This window comes from Dysgonomonas sp. GY617 (genome assembly GCF_015233815.1).
Classification (GTDB): domain Bacteria; phylum Bacteroidota; class Bacteroidia; order Bacteroidales; family Dysgonomonadaceae; genus Dysgonomonas_A.
Genome location: NZ_JADCLR010000029.1, coordinates 423,568 through 442,899, shown reverse-complemented (window position 1 = coordinate 442,899; position 19,332 = coordinate 423,568). Strand labels below are relative to the sequence as shown.

Here is a 19,332-nt window from a genome sequence, read left to right as displayed (position 1 = left end):
TAAATCTGATCAATCCAATGATAAACACACATCGAAAAGATTGTCTCTACAATAACAACATGGCACTAAAACAGTTTAGTGTTACTCAACATATTAACTATTGAGCAATGACTTTAGTTCAAATTCACCAAGAAATTGAAATCATCTTTAGAAGTCAATTCGTATGGCTCTTTTCCGAATTTAAATATACGTGCAGAGCGATCTCCAATCAACGACAATTTTCCATTCTCAAAATGCAGAATAGTTGATTCTCTCAGACCCACTACATAAATATCTGGATTTTCGATCACAAATTCATTTATTCTCATTTCTCTGGTTTCTCCACCATGATTATCAGGATGAGCATCCAGATAATGTGGGTTCAACTGAAAAGGAACTAAATTGAGTGTTTCGAAACTCAAAGGAGCCACAATAGGCATATCATTTGTAGTTCTCAATGTTGGGCATGCCACATTAGAACCTGCACTCCATCCAATATAAGGTGTACCTGTATTTACTTTCTCGCGAATAAGATCTATTAAATCGTTTTCTTGAAGAGTTCGGGTCAATTTCCAAGTATTACCACCACCAATCATTATAGCATCTGCTGTGCGTATAGCTTCTTTGGGGTCTACAAATGTATGTATTCCTTTTACCTGAATACCCACTTCCTGCAAGCTATCGTTTACTTTCCCCGCATATTCGTCATACGAAAAAGTTACTGCTGCATAAGGTATAAACACTATATTGAGGGGTTTATCTCCTAAAAAAGATTTTATTGTTTGTTTAGGATAACCTAAATACGACTCACCCGGATTAGTTGAATTGCTCAGTAATAATAATTTCATCATTCTAATTATTGGTAATTTCTATACAAATTTAAGTATAATATGATTGATGCAGTGCATATTGCAAAACAAAGTTTAGATAAGTATTCCTATTTTAGAGATCATTGGGTCTTAAAACTCGTCAGAAAGGCTACTCTTAATAGTGGTTTTTTCTATATATTTGCTTACGAATAAATAACAAGTAAGTATTTAATGTTGCATTATTTAATTCTAAACATTGTGCATCTAATACTTTCAAAAAAACAATTACACCATGGTTAAACATATTGTGTTCTGGAAGCTCAAAGAAGAAGCTCATGGAAATGATAAGGCTACAAACGCTTTGCTAATCAAAGAAAAACTAGAAGCTCTTAACGGAAAAATAGATGGCCTGCTTAAAGTTGAAGTAGGTATCAATTTTCTTGATTCGGCTGCTAATTACGATGTAGCTCTTTATTCCGAAGTGGCATCTAAGGAAGCATTGGACTTTTATCAAAATCACCCATTACACCAAGCTGTATTACCTTTTGTAAAAGAAGCCGTAAATAGCCGAGTAGCTGTTGACTACGAGATTTAAGAACACATATCTATTTGTGCTCTATCTAAATATACATCAACTGCCGGTTACACTCTTGTAATACGGCATTAAGGTTGCAAGCCTTATTTACTGCTTTGCCATGCACACAACTAGAAATAGTTAGAGTGATAGAACATTGCATTAAGTATTAGCATTACTTACATACTTTCAGTTACTAAAATGATGCAGGAAGAAATTATAAAAGATATTCGCAAGCGATGCCGAATGACAATGAATGGTGTTGCTTCTGCGAGTATGAGAGGTTATGGGCTTAATTACAAGCTCAATTTTGGCGTATCTATACAAAAGATTAAAGAGATTGCCTCTCGTTATGAATCGGATAAAGATCTGGCTGAAACTCTTTGGTTAGACGGAACTCGTGAATTAAAGATATTGGCAACATTGTTATACCCTGCTGATCAGTTTTCAAAAGAAACGGCTAATGAGTGGGTGTCGCAAGTTCCTAATCAGGAAATAAGGGAACAGGTTTGTGTAAATCTTTTTCAGGTTCTCGACTTTTCTGATCAAATAGCTTTAGAGTGGATAAACGAAGAGGATGAGAATGTACGAGCAACAGGATATTGGCTTATTGTAAGACTTTTACTCGCGAAAAAATTTGCAGGAACGATAGAAATAGATACATTTCAGTATATATGGAAAGATATTGTTTCCGAAAACGTATCTCTACGCAATGCCGCCGTTTTGTTTCTGAAAAATGCAGGTAAGTTCTCCCCCACATTGGCTGAGAAAATTTTAGAAAAGGTGACAATATTCAAAGATTCGGAAGATCCGTTACTAAAAGAAATTTATGACAGCCTTTCTTTTGATTTCGAATTTTTCTACGATAACTAAAGAGATAAACAATTCTAAAAGAAATACTTTAGAGAATATATTTGATCTCTTTAAAGGCGAATTTTCGGATCATACCCGATTCGAGTTTTAAGACCAACAAGCCTGAATCTTCAACATCGTAAATCTGGGCAAGAAAAGTTGCCTCATTGTCAGTAAATAGATGAAACCCCTCTTTTCTGAATAAAGAGGCTTTATATTCAGCTTTTATTATTTCCGGAGAGTCTAGTTTTGCATAGTAAAAAAGCAGACGCTCTATTATTTGAGTCAGTATATCCTCTACATTATATGAATCGCCCGTAATCTGTTTCAACGATACAGGATTAGGGGCGTTACTCGTAAAAGTATCTTGATTAAGATTAAGCCCTACCCCTATAATCATTCGGTTGACTTCGTCTCCCATAATATCGTTTTCGATAAGAATACCCGTTATCTTCTTCTCGTTCCAATAAATATCATTCGGCCATTTGATAGAGATACCCAAGGTATAGTTATCCAACACATCTTTTATTGCAAGAGATATAATTTGAGATATAATAAACGGACGATCGGCTTTTAGTCCCTTGGGATATAAGATAGTACTGAACATGAGGTTCTCGCCTTTTGCCGACTCCCACGAATTGCCTCTTTGACCTCGCCCAGCACTTTGAAAATCAACATATACAGATGTTCCATCTCCCAAAGACTTTATGTCACTAAGGTTTTTCAGATAAGAATTGGTAGATGTTACTTCTTCCAAATGAATAAACAATGGCTTCTTCATATATTTCGATCCTCCATAACAGCATATTCCGCTTGTCTTTTTTTAGGCAATTTCTTGATTACTTCTTCTACCGAATGCATAATAAGCTCTTTTATTAAATCATCTGGAACATCACTCTCCAGATAAATAGAGTTCCATGTTAAGGTTTTAGTATGCTGACCATTTACAACGCCTTCATATTTTTCTCTCAACTCTACCGACCTTTCGGGATAACACTTCATACTCACTCTGAACATTGCATCTTTAGGTTCGATATTCACATAAGCAAACATTTTATCCATTACTTTAAATACCAATATTCTATCATCAAAGAATGGAAACGATTCACTCGCTCCTTTTACAGACATACAGAACTCTCTCAGGTCTTCAATATTCATAGAGTTTCTTTTTATAGAGAGTCCGACTTCATTTCAGCATATTCTGCCTGTTGTTTCTTGGGTAGTTTTTTAATGACTTCTTCGACTGAATGGTTAATCCAGTATTTAAGTTCGTCATCCGGCATATTTTGCTCAATAAAAATAGAGTTCCAATATTTCTTATTGGAATGGTAACCGGGAATAACACACTCATATTTTTCTCTAAGTTCTATTGCCTTTTCGGGATCACATTTCAGGTTTAACATAAAACCATCATCGCGCCTTTCTAACCCCATATAGGCAAACATTTTACCCATTACCTTAAATACAATTGTAGTTTCATCAAAAGGAAAACATTCTTCCGCTCCTTTTACCGAAAGGCAATATTCTCTTACATCTTCTATATTCATATCACTTAAGTAATGCTAAGTATTTATTTAATCCTATTCTCAACTATAATAAACTCTCGTAGCTCAATTTACCGGTGCAAAAAAAGCATCTTCTATATGATCTATTTCCTGCGTTTTCTTATTTATAACGATAGCTATTACATCAAATCGGGCAGGAGTTTCGATATTATGTTCTTTAAGATAAAAATCGGCAGCCTCCACTATTCGTTTGATTTTTGTTTTCGACACAGCCTCTTCCGGATTTCCCCAGTGATTGGATGTGCGGGTTTTCACTTCCACAAAAACAATAAATTCGGTGTTAGATGCAATTATATCTATTTCATATTTCCCGACACCCCAATTACATTCTATAATCTGATAACCATTCTTACGAAGATAGTCTTCGGCAAGATCTTCACCTTTTTTCCCCAGATCGTTGTGTTCTGCCATCTTCTTAGATTAGTTTGGTTATTAAGTATTACAAATATATGATTTATACTCTTCTTTATTAATAACCTTCTAAAAGAATTCTTCTAATTGAGGCTCGTAACAAATTGTTATTTTTATAATAATTAGCAGCTTTGATATTCACATTGGCTTGATTGTAACAAAAATTATTTAGTTTTGTATTTATTATTGTATAAATATTTAAGGTCTTGTACCTATTTAATATTTTGGCAAGTATAACAGATATAGTCTGTTATTACCCTAAGATGTATCACTAAATACTTTTATCTACTTAATAAATGGCAAAATATAAGCGAGTACTACTCAAACTTAGCGGCGAATCTCTCATGGGAGATAAACAATATGGCATCGACGAAAAACGTTTGTCGGAATATGCAACCCAAATTAAAGAAATTGCAGAAATGGGTGTGCAGGTCGGAATAGTTATCGGAGGTGGAAATATTTTTCGCGGACTGAGTGGTGCATCGAAAGGATATGACCGCGTAAAAGGCGACCAGATGGGTATGCTGGCAACTGTAATCAATAGCTTGGGACTCAGTTCGGCTTTGACTGCTATCGGACAGAAATCTCGTGTATTGACAGCCATACGAATGGAACCTATTGGCGAGTTGTATTCTAAATGGAAAGCTATAGAAGCATTGGAGAACGGCGAAGTTGTTGTTATCTCATGCGGAACGGGCAATCCATTCTTCACGACCGATACAGGTTCGGCACTTCGAGGTATTGAGATAGAAGCCGATGTTATGCTAAAGGGTACTCGTGTAGATGGTATTTATACCGCCGATCCTGAAAAAGACCCTACTGCAACCAAATTTGAGAATATATCTTACGACGATGTATACAACAAAGGGCTTAAGGTTATGGACTTAACTGCAACTACGATGTGCAAAGAAAACAATCTTCCGATCGTTGTTTTCGATATGGACACTGTTGGCAATCTGGCGAAGGTGATGAGAGGCGAAAACATTGGTACTTACGTTCACGCATAAGAGGTCGCAGACTTTTTTATGGCTTCGCTTGATATAATAAGCAGATAAGCTGCTAATGATACGCTCCATACAACCATATTTAATAAATAGAAAGAATAAACATATTTGTAATTTTCACAACAAATGACAGACATTAAAGACTTCGAAAAGAAAGCTGAAGCCAAAATGCAATCAACAATTGAGTTTTTAGAAGAAACTTTGGCTCACATACGTGCAGGAAAAGCAAATCCTCGTATTTTGGATGGTATCAAATTAGACTATTACGGAAATATTACTCCTCTTACAGGTGTTGCTTCTGTTAATACTCCTGATGCTAGAACTATCGTTATCCAACCTTGGGAAAAAAATATGTTAAGCGAAATAGAAAAAGCTATTATCAACTCCGATCTTGGATTAAACCCTGATAACAATGGAGAGATGATTCGTTTATCTATTCCTCCTCTTACCGAAGAACGCCGTAAAGCACTCGTAAAACAATCGAAACAAGAAGCCGAAGATGCTAAAATAAGCGTTCGTAATGCTCGTCGCGACGTTATAGATGCTGCAAAAAAATCAGTAAAAGAAGGTACTCCCGAAGACGTTGCTAAAGATGCAGAAGCTTCTATTCAAAAAATTCACGACAAGTATATCAAACAAATAGATGACTTGTTTGCTGCTAAGGAAAAAGAGATTATGACTGTATAAGTTTCAGTCTTTTCTTAAAAAGAAATAGGGAGTAAAGAATTTAGAGGTATAAAGCTCTTTATTCTTTACTCTTTTGCTATCTTACACACTTTATCAAATTGTCATACCTTATTAAAAACAGTAACAGCCAAAGGGTATTCTAAAATATATCCTTAAATAATTTAGATCAACTTAATACGCTTACAGGAAATAAAGAAACCTTTTATCCATTCCACTTAAAACACATCTCTTATGGCTACAATTAAACCATTTAAAGGCTTACGCCCTCCTAAAAGTATCATCAAAGAAGTAGCATCACGCCCCTATGATGTATTGAATTCTCTTGAAGCCAGACTTGAAGCAGAAGGTAACGAAAAGTCGTTGTACCGAATAATTAAACCCGAAATTGATTTTGAAACAGAAATAGACGAGCATCACCCCGAGGTCTATGAGCGTGCTGTGAAAAACTTTCACAAATTTCAGGAAAGAGGATGGCTTGTACAAGATGAGCAGGAAAATTACTATGTATACGCTCAAACAATGAATGGAAAAACTCAGTACGGTTTAGTAGTTTGCTCTCATGTTGACGATTACATGACGGGGAAAATAAAGAAGCACGAACTGACCCGAAAAGACAAAGAAGAAGATCGCATGTTACATGTTAGTGTGAATGATGCTAATATAGAGCCTGTTTTCTTTGCATACCCTGACAATGAAGAATTAAATATAATCATAAAGCGAGTTATAGCATCGCCTGCCGAATATGATTTTACGACTCCCGATAATGTAGGGCATCATTTCTGGATAATAAATGATAAAAAGGATATAAATAATATAACCGATCTCTTTGCTCGAATACCCTATTTATATATTGCAGATGGGCATCACCGATCGGCAGCCGCCGCATTAGTATGTGCTGAAAAGGCTCAGAAGAACCCCAATCACACAGGAAGCGAAGAGTATAATTACTTTATGGCGGTATGTTTTTCGGCAAGCCAGCTCAACATTATTGATTATAATCGTTTGGTAAAAGACCTCAATGAACTAACTCCCTCTGAGTTTCTAAAAAAGCTAGAAGCCTCTTTCGTAATTGAAGAAAAAGGATCGGATATAATCCGCCCAATAGGATTACACAACTTCTCTATTTATTTAGATCACAAATGCTATAGTTTAACTGCTAAAGAAAATACTTATAACGATGATGATCCTATAGATGTACTTGATGTAACCATTTCATCTAAATATATTCTCGACGACATTCTTGGTATCAAAGATTTGCGTACCGACAAGAGAATTGATTTTGTTGGAGGAATAAGAGGCTTAAATGAATTGAAGCAACGTGTTGACAGTGGTGAAATGGCTCTGGCAATAGTTCTCCATCCTGTTACTATGGAGCAATTGATGAGAATCTCAGATTCAAACAATATTATGCCTCCCAAAACTACTTGGTTTGAACCAAAGCTTCGATCAGGATTAGTTATTCACAAGCTAAATTGAGGTATGCATTCTTAAATCGCACAAGAATAAATCATTATTAGCACTTAATTTATACCTTTACAGACGAAAGAAAAGTAGAGGTATAACGTTATACACCTACGAAAGATTAATTAATATCAAAAAGGTCTAAGACCTTAAGAATTAGAAAACAATGAAAAAAGCTTGATGAGAGGATTGGTTATAAAAAATACAGGAAGCTGGTATCTTGTACGAACAGATGAGAACAAAGATGTTGAGTGCAAAATAAGAGGCAGTTTTAGGCTTAAAGATATCAGAAGTACCAACCCGATAACGGTAGGAGACAGAGTATCTATTGTTATGAACGAAGATAACACTGGCGTTATTACTGAAATTGAAACCCGTAAGAACTACATCATCAGACGATCGTCTAACCTATCGAAGCAATCTCATATCATAGCTTCTAATCTCGATCTGTGCTTTCTCATTGTCACCGTTTCAAAGCCTGTGACTACGACAGTCTTTATAGATCGTTTTCTAGCCTCAGCCGAAGCATATCGTATTCCAGTCAATCTACTATTCAACAAGATAGACATTTGTGATGAAGAGGAAATAGAATATATGGAAGCGCTGATAAACTTATATGAGTATATAGGTTATCCATGCTTCAAAATTTCAGCAAGAAACAGCACCGGACTAGATATTCTGAATGATAAGCTAAAAGACCAGATAACTTTATTCTCAGGACATTCGGGAGTTGGAAAATCAACTCTTATCAATGCCATAGTGCCCAATGCTACTTTGCGGACAGGTGATATTTCTAATTATCACGGAAAGGGAATGCATACAACGACGTTCTCCGAAATGCTCGAACTACCACAAGGAGGCTTCATTATAGATACTCCCGGTATTAAAGGCTTCGGAACAGTAGATATGAGTCCCGAAGAAATAAGCCACTACTTCCCCGAGATATTTAAATTCTCGCACAATTGCCGCTTCAACAATTGCATGCACACCAATGAACCGGGATGCGCTGTTAGAGAAGCCGTAGAGAATCATTATATAAGCGAAACCAGATATAAATCATATATCAATATTTTAGAAGACGAAACCAATGACAAATACAGAAAGTAAGGTCGCTATAAAATTTAGATTCGATCTTAAATCTTTTTTATGTTTTTTACTTATATTTGTTATTGAGGTTATTATAGCTTTATTTGTAAAAGATAGTATTATCCGACCCTATGGAGGCGATGTACTGGTTGTTATTTTGATGTACTATTTTTTCAAGACCTTTGTAAAGATGAATCCCTTACCTTTGGCTATCGGAGTTTTATTCTTTGCATACGCTGTAGAAATTGGACAATATTTCAACTTAGTTGAAGTTTTAAATATGCAGGACAATCGAATTATGCGAATCGTAATAGGTTCGTCATTTAGTTGGGGCGATATGCTTTGCTATACATTAGGAGCAATTATCTGTCTATTTTTAGATAGAAAAGAAATGAAAGCAATCACACAATAAGAGCACTAACCTTTTTATTGATAAGGTTAGTCTAATAAAAACAGTTAGTTATCGTTATCAAAAATAGCACTAAACAGTTGAAATTACTTACATGATTCAGCAAAGAAAAAAAGATTATTTACAACGACTTATCGAAGACTTTTTCAGCAAGCTACACGAACTGATAAATCAGGATAAGAATTTAGAATCTGTCACTACCGAGAAAAAACAGATTCTGCGTGAATGCTTTACTCTTTTTGATAATGATTTCAACATCAGCCAAGAAGATTCGGCAGAGACTATTATGATAAAAATAGGCGACAACGACCTGATTGAGCAATACGCCAAACTCTTGCTAACTAAGTACGAAATAAGTGATATAAAGGAAGTGTATCAACTGCATAGAGCTCTCGACCTGGTAGAGTATATCGAAGCTACAGACAAAACATATTCGTGGAACAGAACTATCTTAAAAGAAGATATACTTAGACTACTCGATGTATGAATAATATAATGGAAATCTTTTCGGCAAATAACTTCATTTTAGTATTCCAATTGCTATATGTACTTACAGCAATAGGAGTCGTAATAGTTGTTATTTCCGAGAATAGAAATCCATTAAAAACAATAGCATGGGTATTAGTGCTTCTGCTGCTGCCCTTAGTCGGGCTTATTTTTTATTACTTCTTTGGAGAAGATCACCGTAAACAAAGGTTGATCTCTCGTAAGATGCACAAAAAGATAAACCGAAAAACTCTTGAACGAATAGAATTACTAGAGACTCTAAATCCACCCATAGAGTACAAAGGATTAATCAATCTGCTCAACAAACAAAAAGATACACCACTTTACGGAGGCAACAAGATTACCTTTTATACAAATGGTATTGATAAATTTGACGCCCTTTTCGAAGAAATAAGAAAGGCGAAGAAATACATCCACCTCCAATATTACATCTTTATGGATGATGTTATTGGCAATCAGGTGAAGAGTCTTTTGATAGAAAAAGCACAAGAGGGTGTCGAAGTTAGAGTCTTATACGACGACGTAGGCTCTTGGACTGCCAAAAGAAAATTCTATAAAGAGATGGCAAAAGCAGGAATACAAGTTACCCCATTCCTTAAAGTTGCATTCCCCTTATTAACCAGCCGTGTAAACTATCGTAATCACCGTAAAGTTGTGGTTATTGATGGCGAAGTCGGTTTCATGGGAGGAATGAATATTGCTGACCGATACATCAATGGTGTTAAGGGTGGAGTATGGCGAGACAGCCACTTTAAACTCGAAGGGAAAGCGGTGCATGCCCTACAAACCTCTTTTGTTATAGACTGGTATGCCTCTCGTTCTGAATTTTTGGTAGCTAATAAATACTTCCCTCCCCTCTCTGCTAAAGGTGATAATCTGATGCAGATTGCAACAAGTGGTCCCGTTGGAGAATTTAAAGAGATACATCAAGGCATATTTCAGGCAATAACCAATGCAAAGGAATATGTTTATATACAAACTCCGTATCTGATACCTACCGATGCCATTATGTTGGCCATACAAACGGCTGCTATGAGTGGTGTAGATGTACGGATTATGATACCTAAAAAATCAGATACTACATTTGTGAATATCGCATCCCAATCGTTTATCAAGAACTTTTTAGACACCAAGGTTAAGATTTATTTCTTTACAGGAGGATTCATTCACTCTAAGATGATAGTTATAGATGATGCCCTCACCATAACCGGATCAGCAAATATGGATGTGAGAAGCTTTGAACATAATTTTGAGATTGATGCCTTTATCTACAACCAAGATACTGCATTGACTGCTAAAAATATATTTCTGGATGATATGGAATCTTCTGAGCTAGTCGACCCCGAAGAGTGGGACAAAAGACCTAGACACAGACGATTCTTCGAATCAATTTTCAGACTATTTACACCTCTCTTATAAAATGAACTATCAAGAAACTCTAGAATATCTATATAGCCAGTTACCCGTTTATCAGCATGTTGGCGGAAGCGCTTACAAGGAAGGCTTAGACAATAGTTTGGCATTAGACAAATACTTTAACCATCCTCATAAAAAGTATAAAACAATACACGTTGGAGGTACTAATGGTAAAGGCTCAACATCGCACTTGCTTGCGGCTATACTTCAACAAGCAGGACATAAGGTAGGACTCTACACGTCGCCTCATCTGGTAGATTTCAGAGAACGAATACGTGTAAATGGCAAGAAAATATCGGAACAATACGTAGTCGATTTTGTAGCTAATCACAAGAAACATTTCGAGCCTATACACCCATCGTTTTTCGAACTGACGATGATGATGTCTTTCTGCTATTTTGCAGAGCAAGAAGTAGATATTGCTATAATTGAAGTAGGTCTTGGCGGACGCTTAGACAGTACAAATATTATAACTCCCGAGCTATCGGTTATCACAAATATAAGCCTCGATCACACTCAATTTTTAGGAGATACACTCGAAAAGATAGCCTATGAAAAAGCAGGTATTATAAAACCCCATATTCCCGTAGTTATAGGCGAAGCCGAGGGAGAGGTACGCAAAATATTTGAATCGAAAGCTCAATCGGTTGATGCTCCTATTATATTTGCAGAAGATGAGAATCTTATATATGCAGCCGATAAATTGGACAACGGCTCGTGGCTGTTCCAGACAAATGCTTACCCTAATCTGAAAGGCGAATTGGGTGGTTTACCTCAGATCAAGAATGCGGCAACTGTACTTTGCGCTGTTGATGCCCTTCGTAAAAGAGGAATCCACACCACTATGCAATCGGTTTACACAGGCTTTTCGCTGGTAACAGAAATTACAGGCCTTATGGGCAGATGGCAGATAATCCAACAAGCTAACCCTAAAATAATTTGCGATACTGGTCATAATGTTGGAGGCATAAAATATGTCTCAGAGCAACTGCTTTCCGAGAAATACGACCGTTTGCACATTGTTATAGGAATGGTAAACGATAAAGATATTAGTCATGTATTAGCTCTCCTTCCCAAAGGAGCTATCTATTACTTCACAAGAGCAACAATATCGCGTGCATTGGACGAAAAAGAACTTGCTGATAAAGGTTCGGCTTTTGATCTGAAAGGAAATACATTTCACACTGTAAAAGAAGCTGTTGAAGCAGCTCTCACCAATGCCAAGCCCGATGATCTTATATTTATAGGAGGAAGCAACTTTGTTGTGGCAGAAGCTTTAGAATGCTTTTAAACTTACCTTATTGACTCTTAATTAAATCTTCGTAAGATAAAAACGGCTCCGAAATCTCGGAGCATATTTTTGTTGCAAATTTACATTTGTTACAACGAGAATCTTATGACTACTATTGGAAACTACCACATAAACTATAACCTTTAACTATAGTAATATCAGATAAATTAGAAACAAAACCCCTCAGTATCTGTTTATAATAATATAGAGTTCAGTTTGCAGGAAAACAAACAACTATTTAATGATGTATTCTCATATTACAGCTTTATATCGTTGTTTTACATGCCAAAGCGATAACACGGTCTTATATCTTAACTATATTCTTAACCATTTCGTAACATTTCCTTGACACCATTGTTGCAATTCTCCTCTAATATTGCAACAGATAAAAGTAACTAAAGAAAACGAAAATATGAAAAAATTACTATTCATTCTAGCAGCAGCTATCTCGCTGACAGCCTGTAACTCTAACAAAGGTGAAACAGCAAAACTATCGGGTGCAGGAGCCACATTTCCTGCTCCATTTTATAATATAGTATTCAAAAAGTTTGGAGAATCATCTGGTAACAATGTTACATACGGTGCTATTGGCAGCGGTGGCGGAATACGAAGCTTAAAAGACAAAACTGTGGACTTTGGAGCAACTGATGTCTTTTTATCAGATACAGAGCTTAAAGAAATGGGATCAGATGTAATACATATACCAACAGCACTTGGCGCAGTAGTTTTATCTTACAACCTGCCAGGAGTAACTGATTTGAAGCTGAATTCTGAAATTATCTCAGATATTTTCAGAGGTAAGATTACAAACTGGAATGATACTAAAATCAAAGCTATCAACCCAAACATTACATTCCCAAACAAAGAAATAACAGCTGTTTATCGTTCGGATGGCAGTGGTACAACCTCAGTATTCTCTGAATATATGGCTAAAACCAACGAAGCTTGGAAAAACGAAATAGGCAGTGGAAAATCGTTGAAATTCCCCGTGGGAGTTGCAGCAAAAGGTAATCCGGGTGTAGCTGGTATTATTTCGGGAACAGAAGGTTCTATCGGATATATTGGTTCTGAATATGCATTGGCACTGAATATTGCATCAGCATCACTACAAAACAGTTCGGGTAACTTTATCGCAGCTAATGATAAAAGTATCTCGGCATCAGCCGAAGCTGACCTTCCCGATGATACAAGACAAATCATTACCAACTCATCTAATCCTGAAGCTTATCCTATCAGTACTTTTACTTGGATTATTGCCTACAAAGATCAAGGCTACAACAAGAAAACCGAAGTTCAGGCTAAAGCATTAGTGGCATTGTTCGACTACATTATAAGCAAAGAAGGACAAGAGATTGCAGTGAAAACTCACTACGCTCCCCTACCTGCTAAAGCTTTAGAAAAAACAGAAGCTATCATCAGATCAATCACATTTAATGGTCAAGCAATAGAGGTTACTAAACCTATTGCTGCACCTCAGAATTAAATAATAAATAGATCTGCAACCTAAAGAAAGAAAAAAGACATTAATTAGTCGGAATGAAAGACAAGATTTTCAAATCAATATTATTCATAGCGTCATGCCTTATCTTGGTTCTGACAGCAGGGGTTATTTATGCTCTGGTCACCCAGAGCATAAGTGCTTTTTCTGCCTTTGGCTTATTCAACTTTATAAGTTCAACCAATTGGGATTCTGTCAATAACGATTTCGGCGCTCTCCCTTTCATTACAGGTACACTTATTACAGCACTCTTGGCATTGTTTTTTTGTATACCCTTTTCATTATCAATTGCATTGTTTAATGGAGAGTATTTCAAACAAACCAAAATAGCAACCATAGTCAGTTCCATAGTAGACCTCCTAGCAGGAATACCTTCTATTGTATTTGGTCTATGGGGATTCTATGTTTTACGTCCCATTCTTATAGATATGGGTGTAAGCGCTCAGGGATTTGGTGTATTGTTGGCTTCAATTGTTCTTGCGATAATGATTATTCCTTACGCATCATCGCTAAGTACAGAGTTTATTTCAATGGTTCCCAACGAGCTGAAAGAAGCTGCTTATAGCTTGGGTGCTACCAAAATGGAAGTCATAAAAACGGTTAGCTTACCCGTATCTCTATCGGGTATCTTTGCCGCATATATATTGGCATTAGGTAGAGCATTAGGCGAAACAATGGCGGTAACGATGCTTATAGGAAACACCAATAACATACCAACTCATATATCGGATACAGGAAATACAATGGCGAGTATCATAGCCAACCAATTTGGTGAAGCTGATGGCTTGAAGCTAAGTTCGCTTATGGCTATCGGATTATTATTATTCCTGATAACAGCAACGATTAACTTTATAGCCAAGTATATATTGAAACTTGTAAATAAATGAAAAAGACAATATTCTCAACATCCCGATACAGACAATTCAAAAGTAAATTGTTCTTTTACGCTGTTTGTACCTTCTGCGGAATCACAATGATTCCACTATTCCTCATCTTGTGGGAACTGGTGAAGAAAGGATATAAACAATTCAATCTAAGTTTATTTACCGAAGTATCGCCTTCGTCAATGGATGCCATGCTTGCCAAAATAAGCGACGAGGCTATTCCCGGAGGTATATTAAACGGACTGACAGGTACACTACTTATTCTTTTATTGGCTATGATTATAGCTATTCCAGTAGGGATTCTTACCGGAATATATCTTGCCGAAAATCAAAAGAAAACTTTCACTAAACTCATAAGAAGCCTTTCCGATCTCTTGCAAGGTATTCCTTCTATCGTAATAGGTATTATAGTATATGTATGGGTAGTAAAACCAATGCACAGCTATTCGGCACTTGCCGGTAGTATTGCACTTGCTATTATGATGTTACCCATGATTATCCGATCCACCGAAGAGAGTATTAAGATGCTGCCCACTTCGCTCAAAGAAGCAGGTTTAGCATTGGGAGGCTCATACACATCCGTAGTATTACAAATACTTGTACCGTCGGCTTTTGGAGGATTATTTACAGGTTCGCTGCTCGCAGTATCAAGGGTTATGGGAGAAACAGCCCCTCTGCTCGTTACCGTTTTAGGTGCATCTACTGTAAACTGGCATATAACCGAACCCACAAGTGCAATATCTTTACTAATCTGGGAATTTTACAACGACCCCAATCTTGCACCGCTTGTATGGTCTTCATCACTATTACTTTTGTTAGTTGTATTAGGTATAAATATATTTGCTAAAAGCATTGCTAAAAAATGGAAAATTCAATAAATAACGATAAATATATTCTGGAGCTTAAAGATGTTTCGGTATCTTACAACCCAGAAAAGAAAGCGATAAAAGACGTTAATGCAACTATTAAGGAGCATACAGTGACTGCAATTATGGGACCTTCAGGGTGTGGAAAGAGTACCCTTCTGAGAGCCATAAACAGAATGCACGAATTATATCCTGATATTAAAACAACGGGAGAAATTCTGCTTAAGGGCGAAAACATTTTCGATATGAACCCCATGCGCGTAAGACGTTTGGCGGGTATGGTATTCCAACGTCCCAACCCTTTTCCAACCATGAGTATTTATGATAATGTTTTGGCAGGGTACAAGCTGAACAATATTGGACTCAACAAAGCTGAAAAGGACGAAATTGTAGAAAACAGTTTAAAGAGTGTTGCTCTTTGGGATGAGGTAAAAGACTCGATGACTCAAAAAGGAAGTTTCCTTTCGGGAGGACAGCAACAACGTTTATGTATTGCTCGCGCCATTGCTCTGAAACCTGAAATATTATTGATGGACGAACCTACATCGGCACTTGACCCTATCTCGACAAACAGAGTTGAAGATCTAATTCTTGAACTGAAAAAGGAATATACGATAGTAATTGTTACGCACAATATGTCGCAAGCGGCTCGTATATCAGACAATTCGATGTTTATGTATCTAGGAGAACTGATAGAATATGGTACAACAAAACAAATGTTTACCAAACCTAAGGATAAACGCACCGAAGATTACTTAACAGGAGTATTCGGATAAGATTGCAGACCTTATTCATCTACAAATGGCTATAATATAAACGAGTTACAACTGAATACAATACAAATATGACAACCAATATAAAACTAAAACAGCTTAAGGTATTACTTAATGATTTTGAGTTACTCTCGCGAACAGCTTTGTTGCAAATGCAAATTGCTGAAAAAGTATTACAGGACCAGAGTTTAGTAGCACTTTATGAGGAAGCCGAAGCAAATGAGATAATCATGGACAGGCTCGAAATAAAGATACGTGAAGAAGTCGTTTTCTCTATCTTTCAGTTTTCGCCAAAGGCTGCCGATCTAAGATTAATCATTACCTATCAGGATATAACAACCAATCTCGAGAGAGTTGGCGATATGTTATTGAATGTGATTCATTACACAAAAACGACTTATCAAAATCAACCAGAATTTGAGGAAGAGAAGAAGCAAATATACAAGATGCTGAAATCGGTAGATGAGATGCTTCGCAATGCAATATTCTCATTTTCGAATGAAGATACACGTCTTGCTTATCAGGTGATAAAAGACGATGACAAGGTAGACCACCTTTTCTATCAAATAAGCGAATCGTTACAAAGTTCTTTTGCAAACAAGAGTTTAACGAAAGAGCAGATCATGAATATTATGAATACAAGCGCAATAGCTCAGAATCTCGAACGTATTGGAGACAGTGCTACGAATATTGCCGAAGCAACAATTTATCTAACAGAAGGTAAAGACATTAGACATGGAAACAACGAATAAAGATATTTCGATCTTAATTGTCGACGATGAAGTCGACATTAGGGAGATTCTACAATTCAACCTCGAAAATGAAGGTTATAAAATAGATTTGGCGGAATCTGCCGAAGAGGCTATAAAGAAGTTAACGCCCGATCATAAATTGATACTGCTTGATGTGATGATGGGTGGAATATCAGGATTCAAGATGGCAGATCAATTAAGAAAATCGGGAAATTATACACCTATCATATTTCTGACTGCCAAAGATACCGAAAATGATATGCTCACAGGATTCTCTATCGGTGGCGACGATTATATATCTAAACCTTTTTCGATAAAGGAAGTTATTGCCCGTGTTAAAACTGTATTGAAGCGTACAGCATTGCCTGTACAAACCAATCAAGGAGATACCTTAAGTATCGGCAGCTTAAATATAGACATGGATATGAAAACCGTTTCGGTAAGTGGTAAACCAATAGAACTGACTAAAACGGAATTTAATATACTTACTCTTTTAGTGAAAAATACGGGAAAAGTATTTTCACGATCCGATATCTTAGCTAAAGCTTGGGAGGGAGACGGCATCGTATTAGAAAGAACAGTAGATGTGCATATAGCCCGTTTGAGAAAAAAAATAGGAGTATATGGCGATCATATTGTGAATAGAACAGGCTATGGATATAACTTCGTCTCTGAATAATAAAACCTGATAACATATCTATCAAAAACAGCGATACTATATGAAACTAAATTATAAGCAACGGATATTCGGATTCATGCTAATCCTTTTTGCTATCTTCTCAATATGTATCATTATATCAGAACAAAAGCAGGAGAAAAAATACAGGACGGAAGCTCTTGAGTCGAAACTCGATGGCTATGTAGAAATTATCCACCAATATATTGCTCTGAACCAATCGGGCGATGGCAACTTGGCACATGTAGATGAATTGATTAAAATTCTACCTCAAGATATAAGGGTTACTATTATCAATGGAGAGGGAAATGTTCTTTATGACAAAGACGTTTCAGACCTTAAGACCCTAGATAACCACCTCAGCCGTCCCGAAGTAAGAAAAGCTCAATATCAAGATTTCGGAACCAATATCCGCATGTCGTCTTCCACACAACATGAATACTTGTATTATGCAAAATACTTTCAAACATATTTTATTCGTGTAGCTTTACCTTATAATGTAGAAACTCAAAGTTCACTTCAAGCTGATAACTTATTTATATACATCGTAATAATACTATTTATTATTATATTGATATTAGTAAATATAGCTGCTACCCGCTTCGAAAATTCTATCACTAAACTGAAAGACTTCACGTCACGAATCAAAACGGGAAAACCTCTTCCTGAGGATACTAAGTTTCCGGATGATGAGCTGGGAGACATAAGCAAAGAGTTGGTACATATATTCAACGAAATAGAGAATAGTAAACGAAATGTAGAAATAGAACGCGAAAAGCTAATTCAACATTTCCAATATTCGGAAGTTGGACTGTGTATATTCACCTCCGATTTTCAGAAAATATATGCCAATACACATTTCATTCAATTTCTGAATCTGATAGCAAATCGTCCTACATTCGATGTAAATTCGTTATTCGAAAATGAGGCGTTTAAACCCGTATTGCAATTTTTAAACACCAGAAGAAAAGATCAAAACTATTCGGCATCACAATACGAAGTCGGCGGAAAAATTCTTTCGATACAAGTTATTGTTTTTGATGACAAATCGTTCGAGATCACGATCAGAGATATAACCAGAATAGAGAAAAATCGTCTTTTGAAACAAGAAATGACCAATAACATTGCACACGAGTTAAGAACTCCTGTTACAAGTTTACGTGGCTATCTTGAGACTTTAAACGAACAGCATCTACCCGAAGACAAGCAAGCCTTCTTCATTAGTCGAGCTTATCTGCAATCGATACGCTTATCAAATCTGATAGAAGACGTAAGCCTTATCAGCAAGATAGAGGAAGCTCCTGCACAATTTGTGATGGAACAAGTAAACCTTTCTCTCTTATTGGACGAGCTGAGAATAGACATGGCCAGCAAGCTTAAAGACAATAACATTGCTCTTTCTATTTCAGTAGATAAAGATTTGGTTATACATGGTAATTACACTTTGCTATATTCTATATTTCGTAATCTTATGGATAACTCCGTAAATTATGCAGGAGCCAATATAGAGATTCATATCAACAATTATATGCAAGATGACAAGTACGTGTATTTCTCATTCTACGATACAGGAGTTGGTGTAGGCGAACAGTATCTAGGACGTTTATTCGAAAGATTCTATCGTGTAAATGAGGGTCGCACCCGAGATTCGGGAGGCTCAGGTCTTGGCTTGTCTATTGTGAAAAATGCCGTACTGCTTCACAAAGGAGAGATACAAGTAAAGAACAGATTGGATGGAGGCTTAGAATTTCTGTTCTCGTTGATGAAATGATAATTATCATTTATTAACACCTAAAGAACTTACTTATACGTTTCTGCTTAGATAAAATGTG

Annotated in this window: 22 protein-coding genes; 17 read left to right on the top strand and 5 right to left on the bottom strand. The window is 36.4% G+C overall.

Translation table 11 applies throughout. The annotated features are described in order from the left end of the window. Positions 1-113: 113 nt before the first annotated feature. Entirely contained in the window at positions 114-827 is a 714-nt protein-coding gene (gene pepE, locus IR022_RS17680) for a dipeptidase PepE (RefSeq protein ID WP_194204935.1), read from the bottom strand. 253 nt (positions 828-1,080) lie between these two features. On the opposite strand from pepE, the gene IR022_RS17675 reads away from it, so the two are divergent. Together IR022_RS17675 and IR022_RS17670 are read left to right on the top strand one after the other, a co-directional pair. Further along, positions 1,081-1,383 (top strand): Dabb family protein, encoded by a 303-nt coding sequence (locus IR022_RS17675; protein ID WP_194204731.1) that lies wholly within the window; start codon positions 1,081-1,083, stop codon positions 1,381-1,383. Between the two features lie 180 nt (positions 1,384-1,563). After that, on the top strand, positions 1,564-2,235 hold the full coding sequence (locus IR022_RS17670) for a DNA alkylation repair protein (protein ID WP_242053294.1): 672 nt from the start codon (positions 1,564-1,566) through the stop codon (positions 2,233-2,235). A gap of 28 nt (positions 2,236-2,263) precedes the next feature. Here IR022_RS17670 and IR022_RS17665 read toward each other — a convergent pair whose 3' ends face one another. From IR022_RS17665 to IR022_RS17650, 4 genes are all read right to left on the bottom strand, one after another. Then, complete coding sequence (locus IR022_RS17665; RefSeq protein ID WP_194204730.1) at positions 2,264-2,995, bottom strand: biotin--[acetyl-CoA-carboxylase] ligase; 732 nt, start codon at positions 2,993-2,995, stop codon at positions 2,264-2,266. Continuing rightward, the gene (locus IR022_RS17660; RefSeq protein WP_050710969.1) at positions 2,992-3,372 is read right to left on the bottom strand and encodes an MmcQ/YjbR family DNA-binding protein; all 381 of its coding nucleotides are present in this window, start codon (positions 3,370-3,372) and stop codon (positions 2,992-2,994) included. Before IR022_RS17660 ends, IR022_RS17665 begins: the two co-directional genes overlap by 4 nt. An 11-nt stretch (positions 3,373-3,383) precedes the next feature. After that, positions 3,384-3,761 (bottom strand): MmcQ/YjbR family DNA-binding protein, encoded by a 378-nt coding sequence (locus tag IR022_RS17655; RefSeq protein ID WP_110309395.1) that lies wholly within the window; start codon positions 3,759-3,761, stop codon positions 3,384-3,386. A 63-nt stretch (positions 3,762-3,824) separates the two neighbouring features. Then, complete coding sequence (locus IR022_RS17650) at positions 3,825-4,190, bottom strand: YraN family protein (RefSeq protein WP_194204729.1); 366 nt, start codon at positions 4,188-4,190, stop codon at positions 3,825-3,827. A 296-nt stretch (positions 4,191-4,486) separates the two neighbouring features. Here IR022_RS17650 and pyrH point away from each other — a divergent pair, with 296 nt between their 5' ends. The 15 genes from pyrH (at position 4,487) to IR022_RS17575 (ending at position 19,271) form a co-directional block, all read left to right on the top strand. Then, positions 4,487-5,197, top strand: coding sequence for a UMP kinase (pyrH, locus tag IR022_RS17645; protein WP_050710972.1), 711 nt, complete (start codon positions 4,487-4,489; stop codon positions 5,195-5,197). Between the two features lie 123 nt (positions 5,198-5,320). After that, positions 5,321-5,881: a ribosome recycling factor gene (frr, locus tag IR022_RS17640; protein WP_050710973.1), complete on the top strand. Its 561-nt coding sequence runs from the start codon at positions 5,321-5,323 to the stop codon at positions 5,879-5,881. A gap of 231 nt (positions 5,882-6,112) precedes the next feature. Then, entirely contained in the window at positions 6,113-7,357 is a 1,245-nt protein-coding gene (locus IR022_RS17635; RefSeq protein ID WP_194204728.1) for a DUF1015 domain-containing protein, read from the top strand. A 165-nt stretch (positions 7,358-7,522) separates the two neighbouring features. Further along, entirely contained in the window at positions 7,523-8,449 is a 927-nt protein-coding gene (rsgA, locus tag IR022_RS17630; protein ID WP_194204727.1) for a ribosome small subunit-dependent GTPase A, read from the top strand. After that, positions 8,430-8,840: a DUF2809 domain-containing protein gene (locus tag IR022_RS17625; protein ID WP_194204726.1), complete on the top strand. Its 411-nt coding sequence runs from the start codon at positions 8,430-8,432 to the stop codon at positions 8,838-8,840. The genes rsgA and IR022_RS17625 overlap by 20 nt, the downstream gene beginning before the upstream one ends. Positions 8,841-8,931: 91 nt before the next feature. Continuing rightward, positions 8,932-9,324 (top strand): hypothetical protein, encoded by a 393-nt coding sequence (locus IR022_RS17620; protein ID WP_194204725.1) that lies wholly within the window; start codon positions 8,932-8,934, stop codon positions 9,322-9,324. Next, positions 9,321-10,763 carry a cardiolipin synthase gene (gene cls / locus IR022_RS17615; protein WP_242047185.1) on the top strand — a complete coding sequence of 481 codons (1,443 nt, stop codon included), beginning with the start codon at positions 9,321-9,323 and terminating at the stop codon, positions 10,761-10,763. Before IR022_RS17620 ends, cls begins: the two co-directional genes overlap by 4 nt. Position 10,764: 1 nt before the next feature. Then, entirely contained in the window at positions 10,765-12,051 is a 1,287-nt protein-coding gene (locus IR022_RS17610) for a bifunctional folylpolyglutamate synthase/dihydrofolate synthase (protein ID WP_194204724.1), read from the top strand. Between the two features lie 412 nt (positions 12,052-12,463). Then, a complete protein-coding gene (gene pstS / locus IR022_RS17605) occupies positions 12,464-13,534 on the top strand; it encodes a phosphate ABC transporter substrate-binding protein PstS (RefSeq protein WP_194204723.1) in 1,071 nt (356 codons plus the stop codon). A 53-nt stretch (positions 13,535-13,587) separates the two neighbouring features. Beyond that, the gene (pstC, locus tag IR022_RS17600; protein WP_050710979.1) at positions 13,588-14,436 is read left to right on the top strand and encodes a phosphate ABC transporter permease subunit PstC; all 849 of its coding nucleotides are present in this window, start codon (positions 13,588-13,590) and stop codon (positions 14,434-14,436) included. Next, the gene (pstA, locus tag IR022_RS17595; RefSeq protein WP_050710980.1) at positions 14,433-15,311 is read left to right on the top strand and encodes a phosphate ABC transporter permease PstA; all 879 of its coding nucleotides are present in this window, start codon (positions 14,433-14,435) and stop codon (positions 15,309-15,311) included. Before pstC ends, pstA begins: the two co-directional genes overlap by 4 nt. After that, on the top strand, positions 15,296-16,075 hold the full coding sequence (gene pstB / locus IR022_RS17590; protein ID WP_194204722.1) for a phosphate ABC transporter ATP-binding protein PstB: 780 nt from the start codon (positions 15,296-15,298) through the stop codon (positions 16,073-16,075). Before pstA ends, pstB begins: the two co-directional genes overlap by 16 nt. Before the next feature lie 68 nt (positions 16,076-16,143). Next, positions 16,144-16,824 (top strand): phosphate signaling complex protein PhoU, encoded by a 681-nt coding sequence (phoU, locus tag IR022_RS17585; RefSeq protein WP_050710982.1) that lies wholly within the window; start codon positions 16,144-16,146, stop codon positions 16,822-16,824. Further along, the gene (locus IR022_RS17580) at positions 16,808-17,503 is read left to right on the top strand and encodes a response regulator transcription factor (protein ID WP_050710983.1); all 696 of its coding nucleotides are present in this window, start codon (positions 16,808-16,810) and stop codon (positions 17,501-17,503) included. Before phoU ends, IR022_RS17580 begins: the two co-directional genes overlap by 17 nt. Before the next feature lie 40 nt (positions 17,504-17,543). Next, on the top strand, positions 17,544-19,271 hold the full coding sequence (locus tag IR022_RS17575; protein ID WP_194204721.1) for a sensor histidine kinase: 1,728 nt from the start codon (positions 17,544-17,546) through the stop codon (positions 19,269-19,271). Positions 19,272-19,332 lie beyond the last annotated feature (61 nt).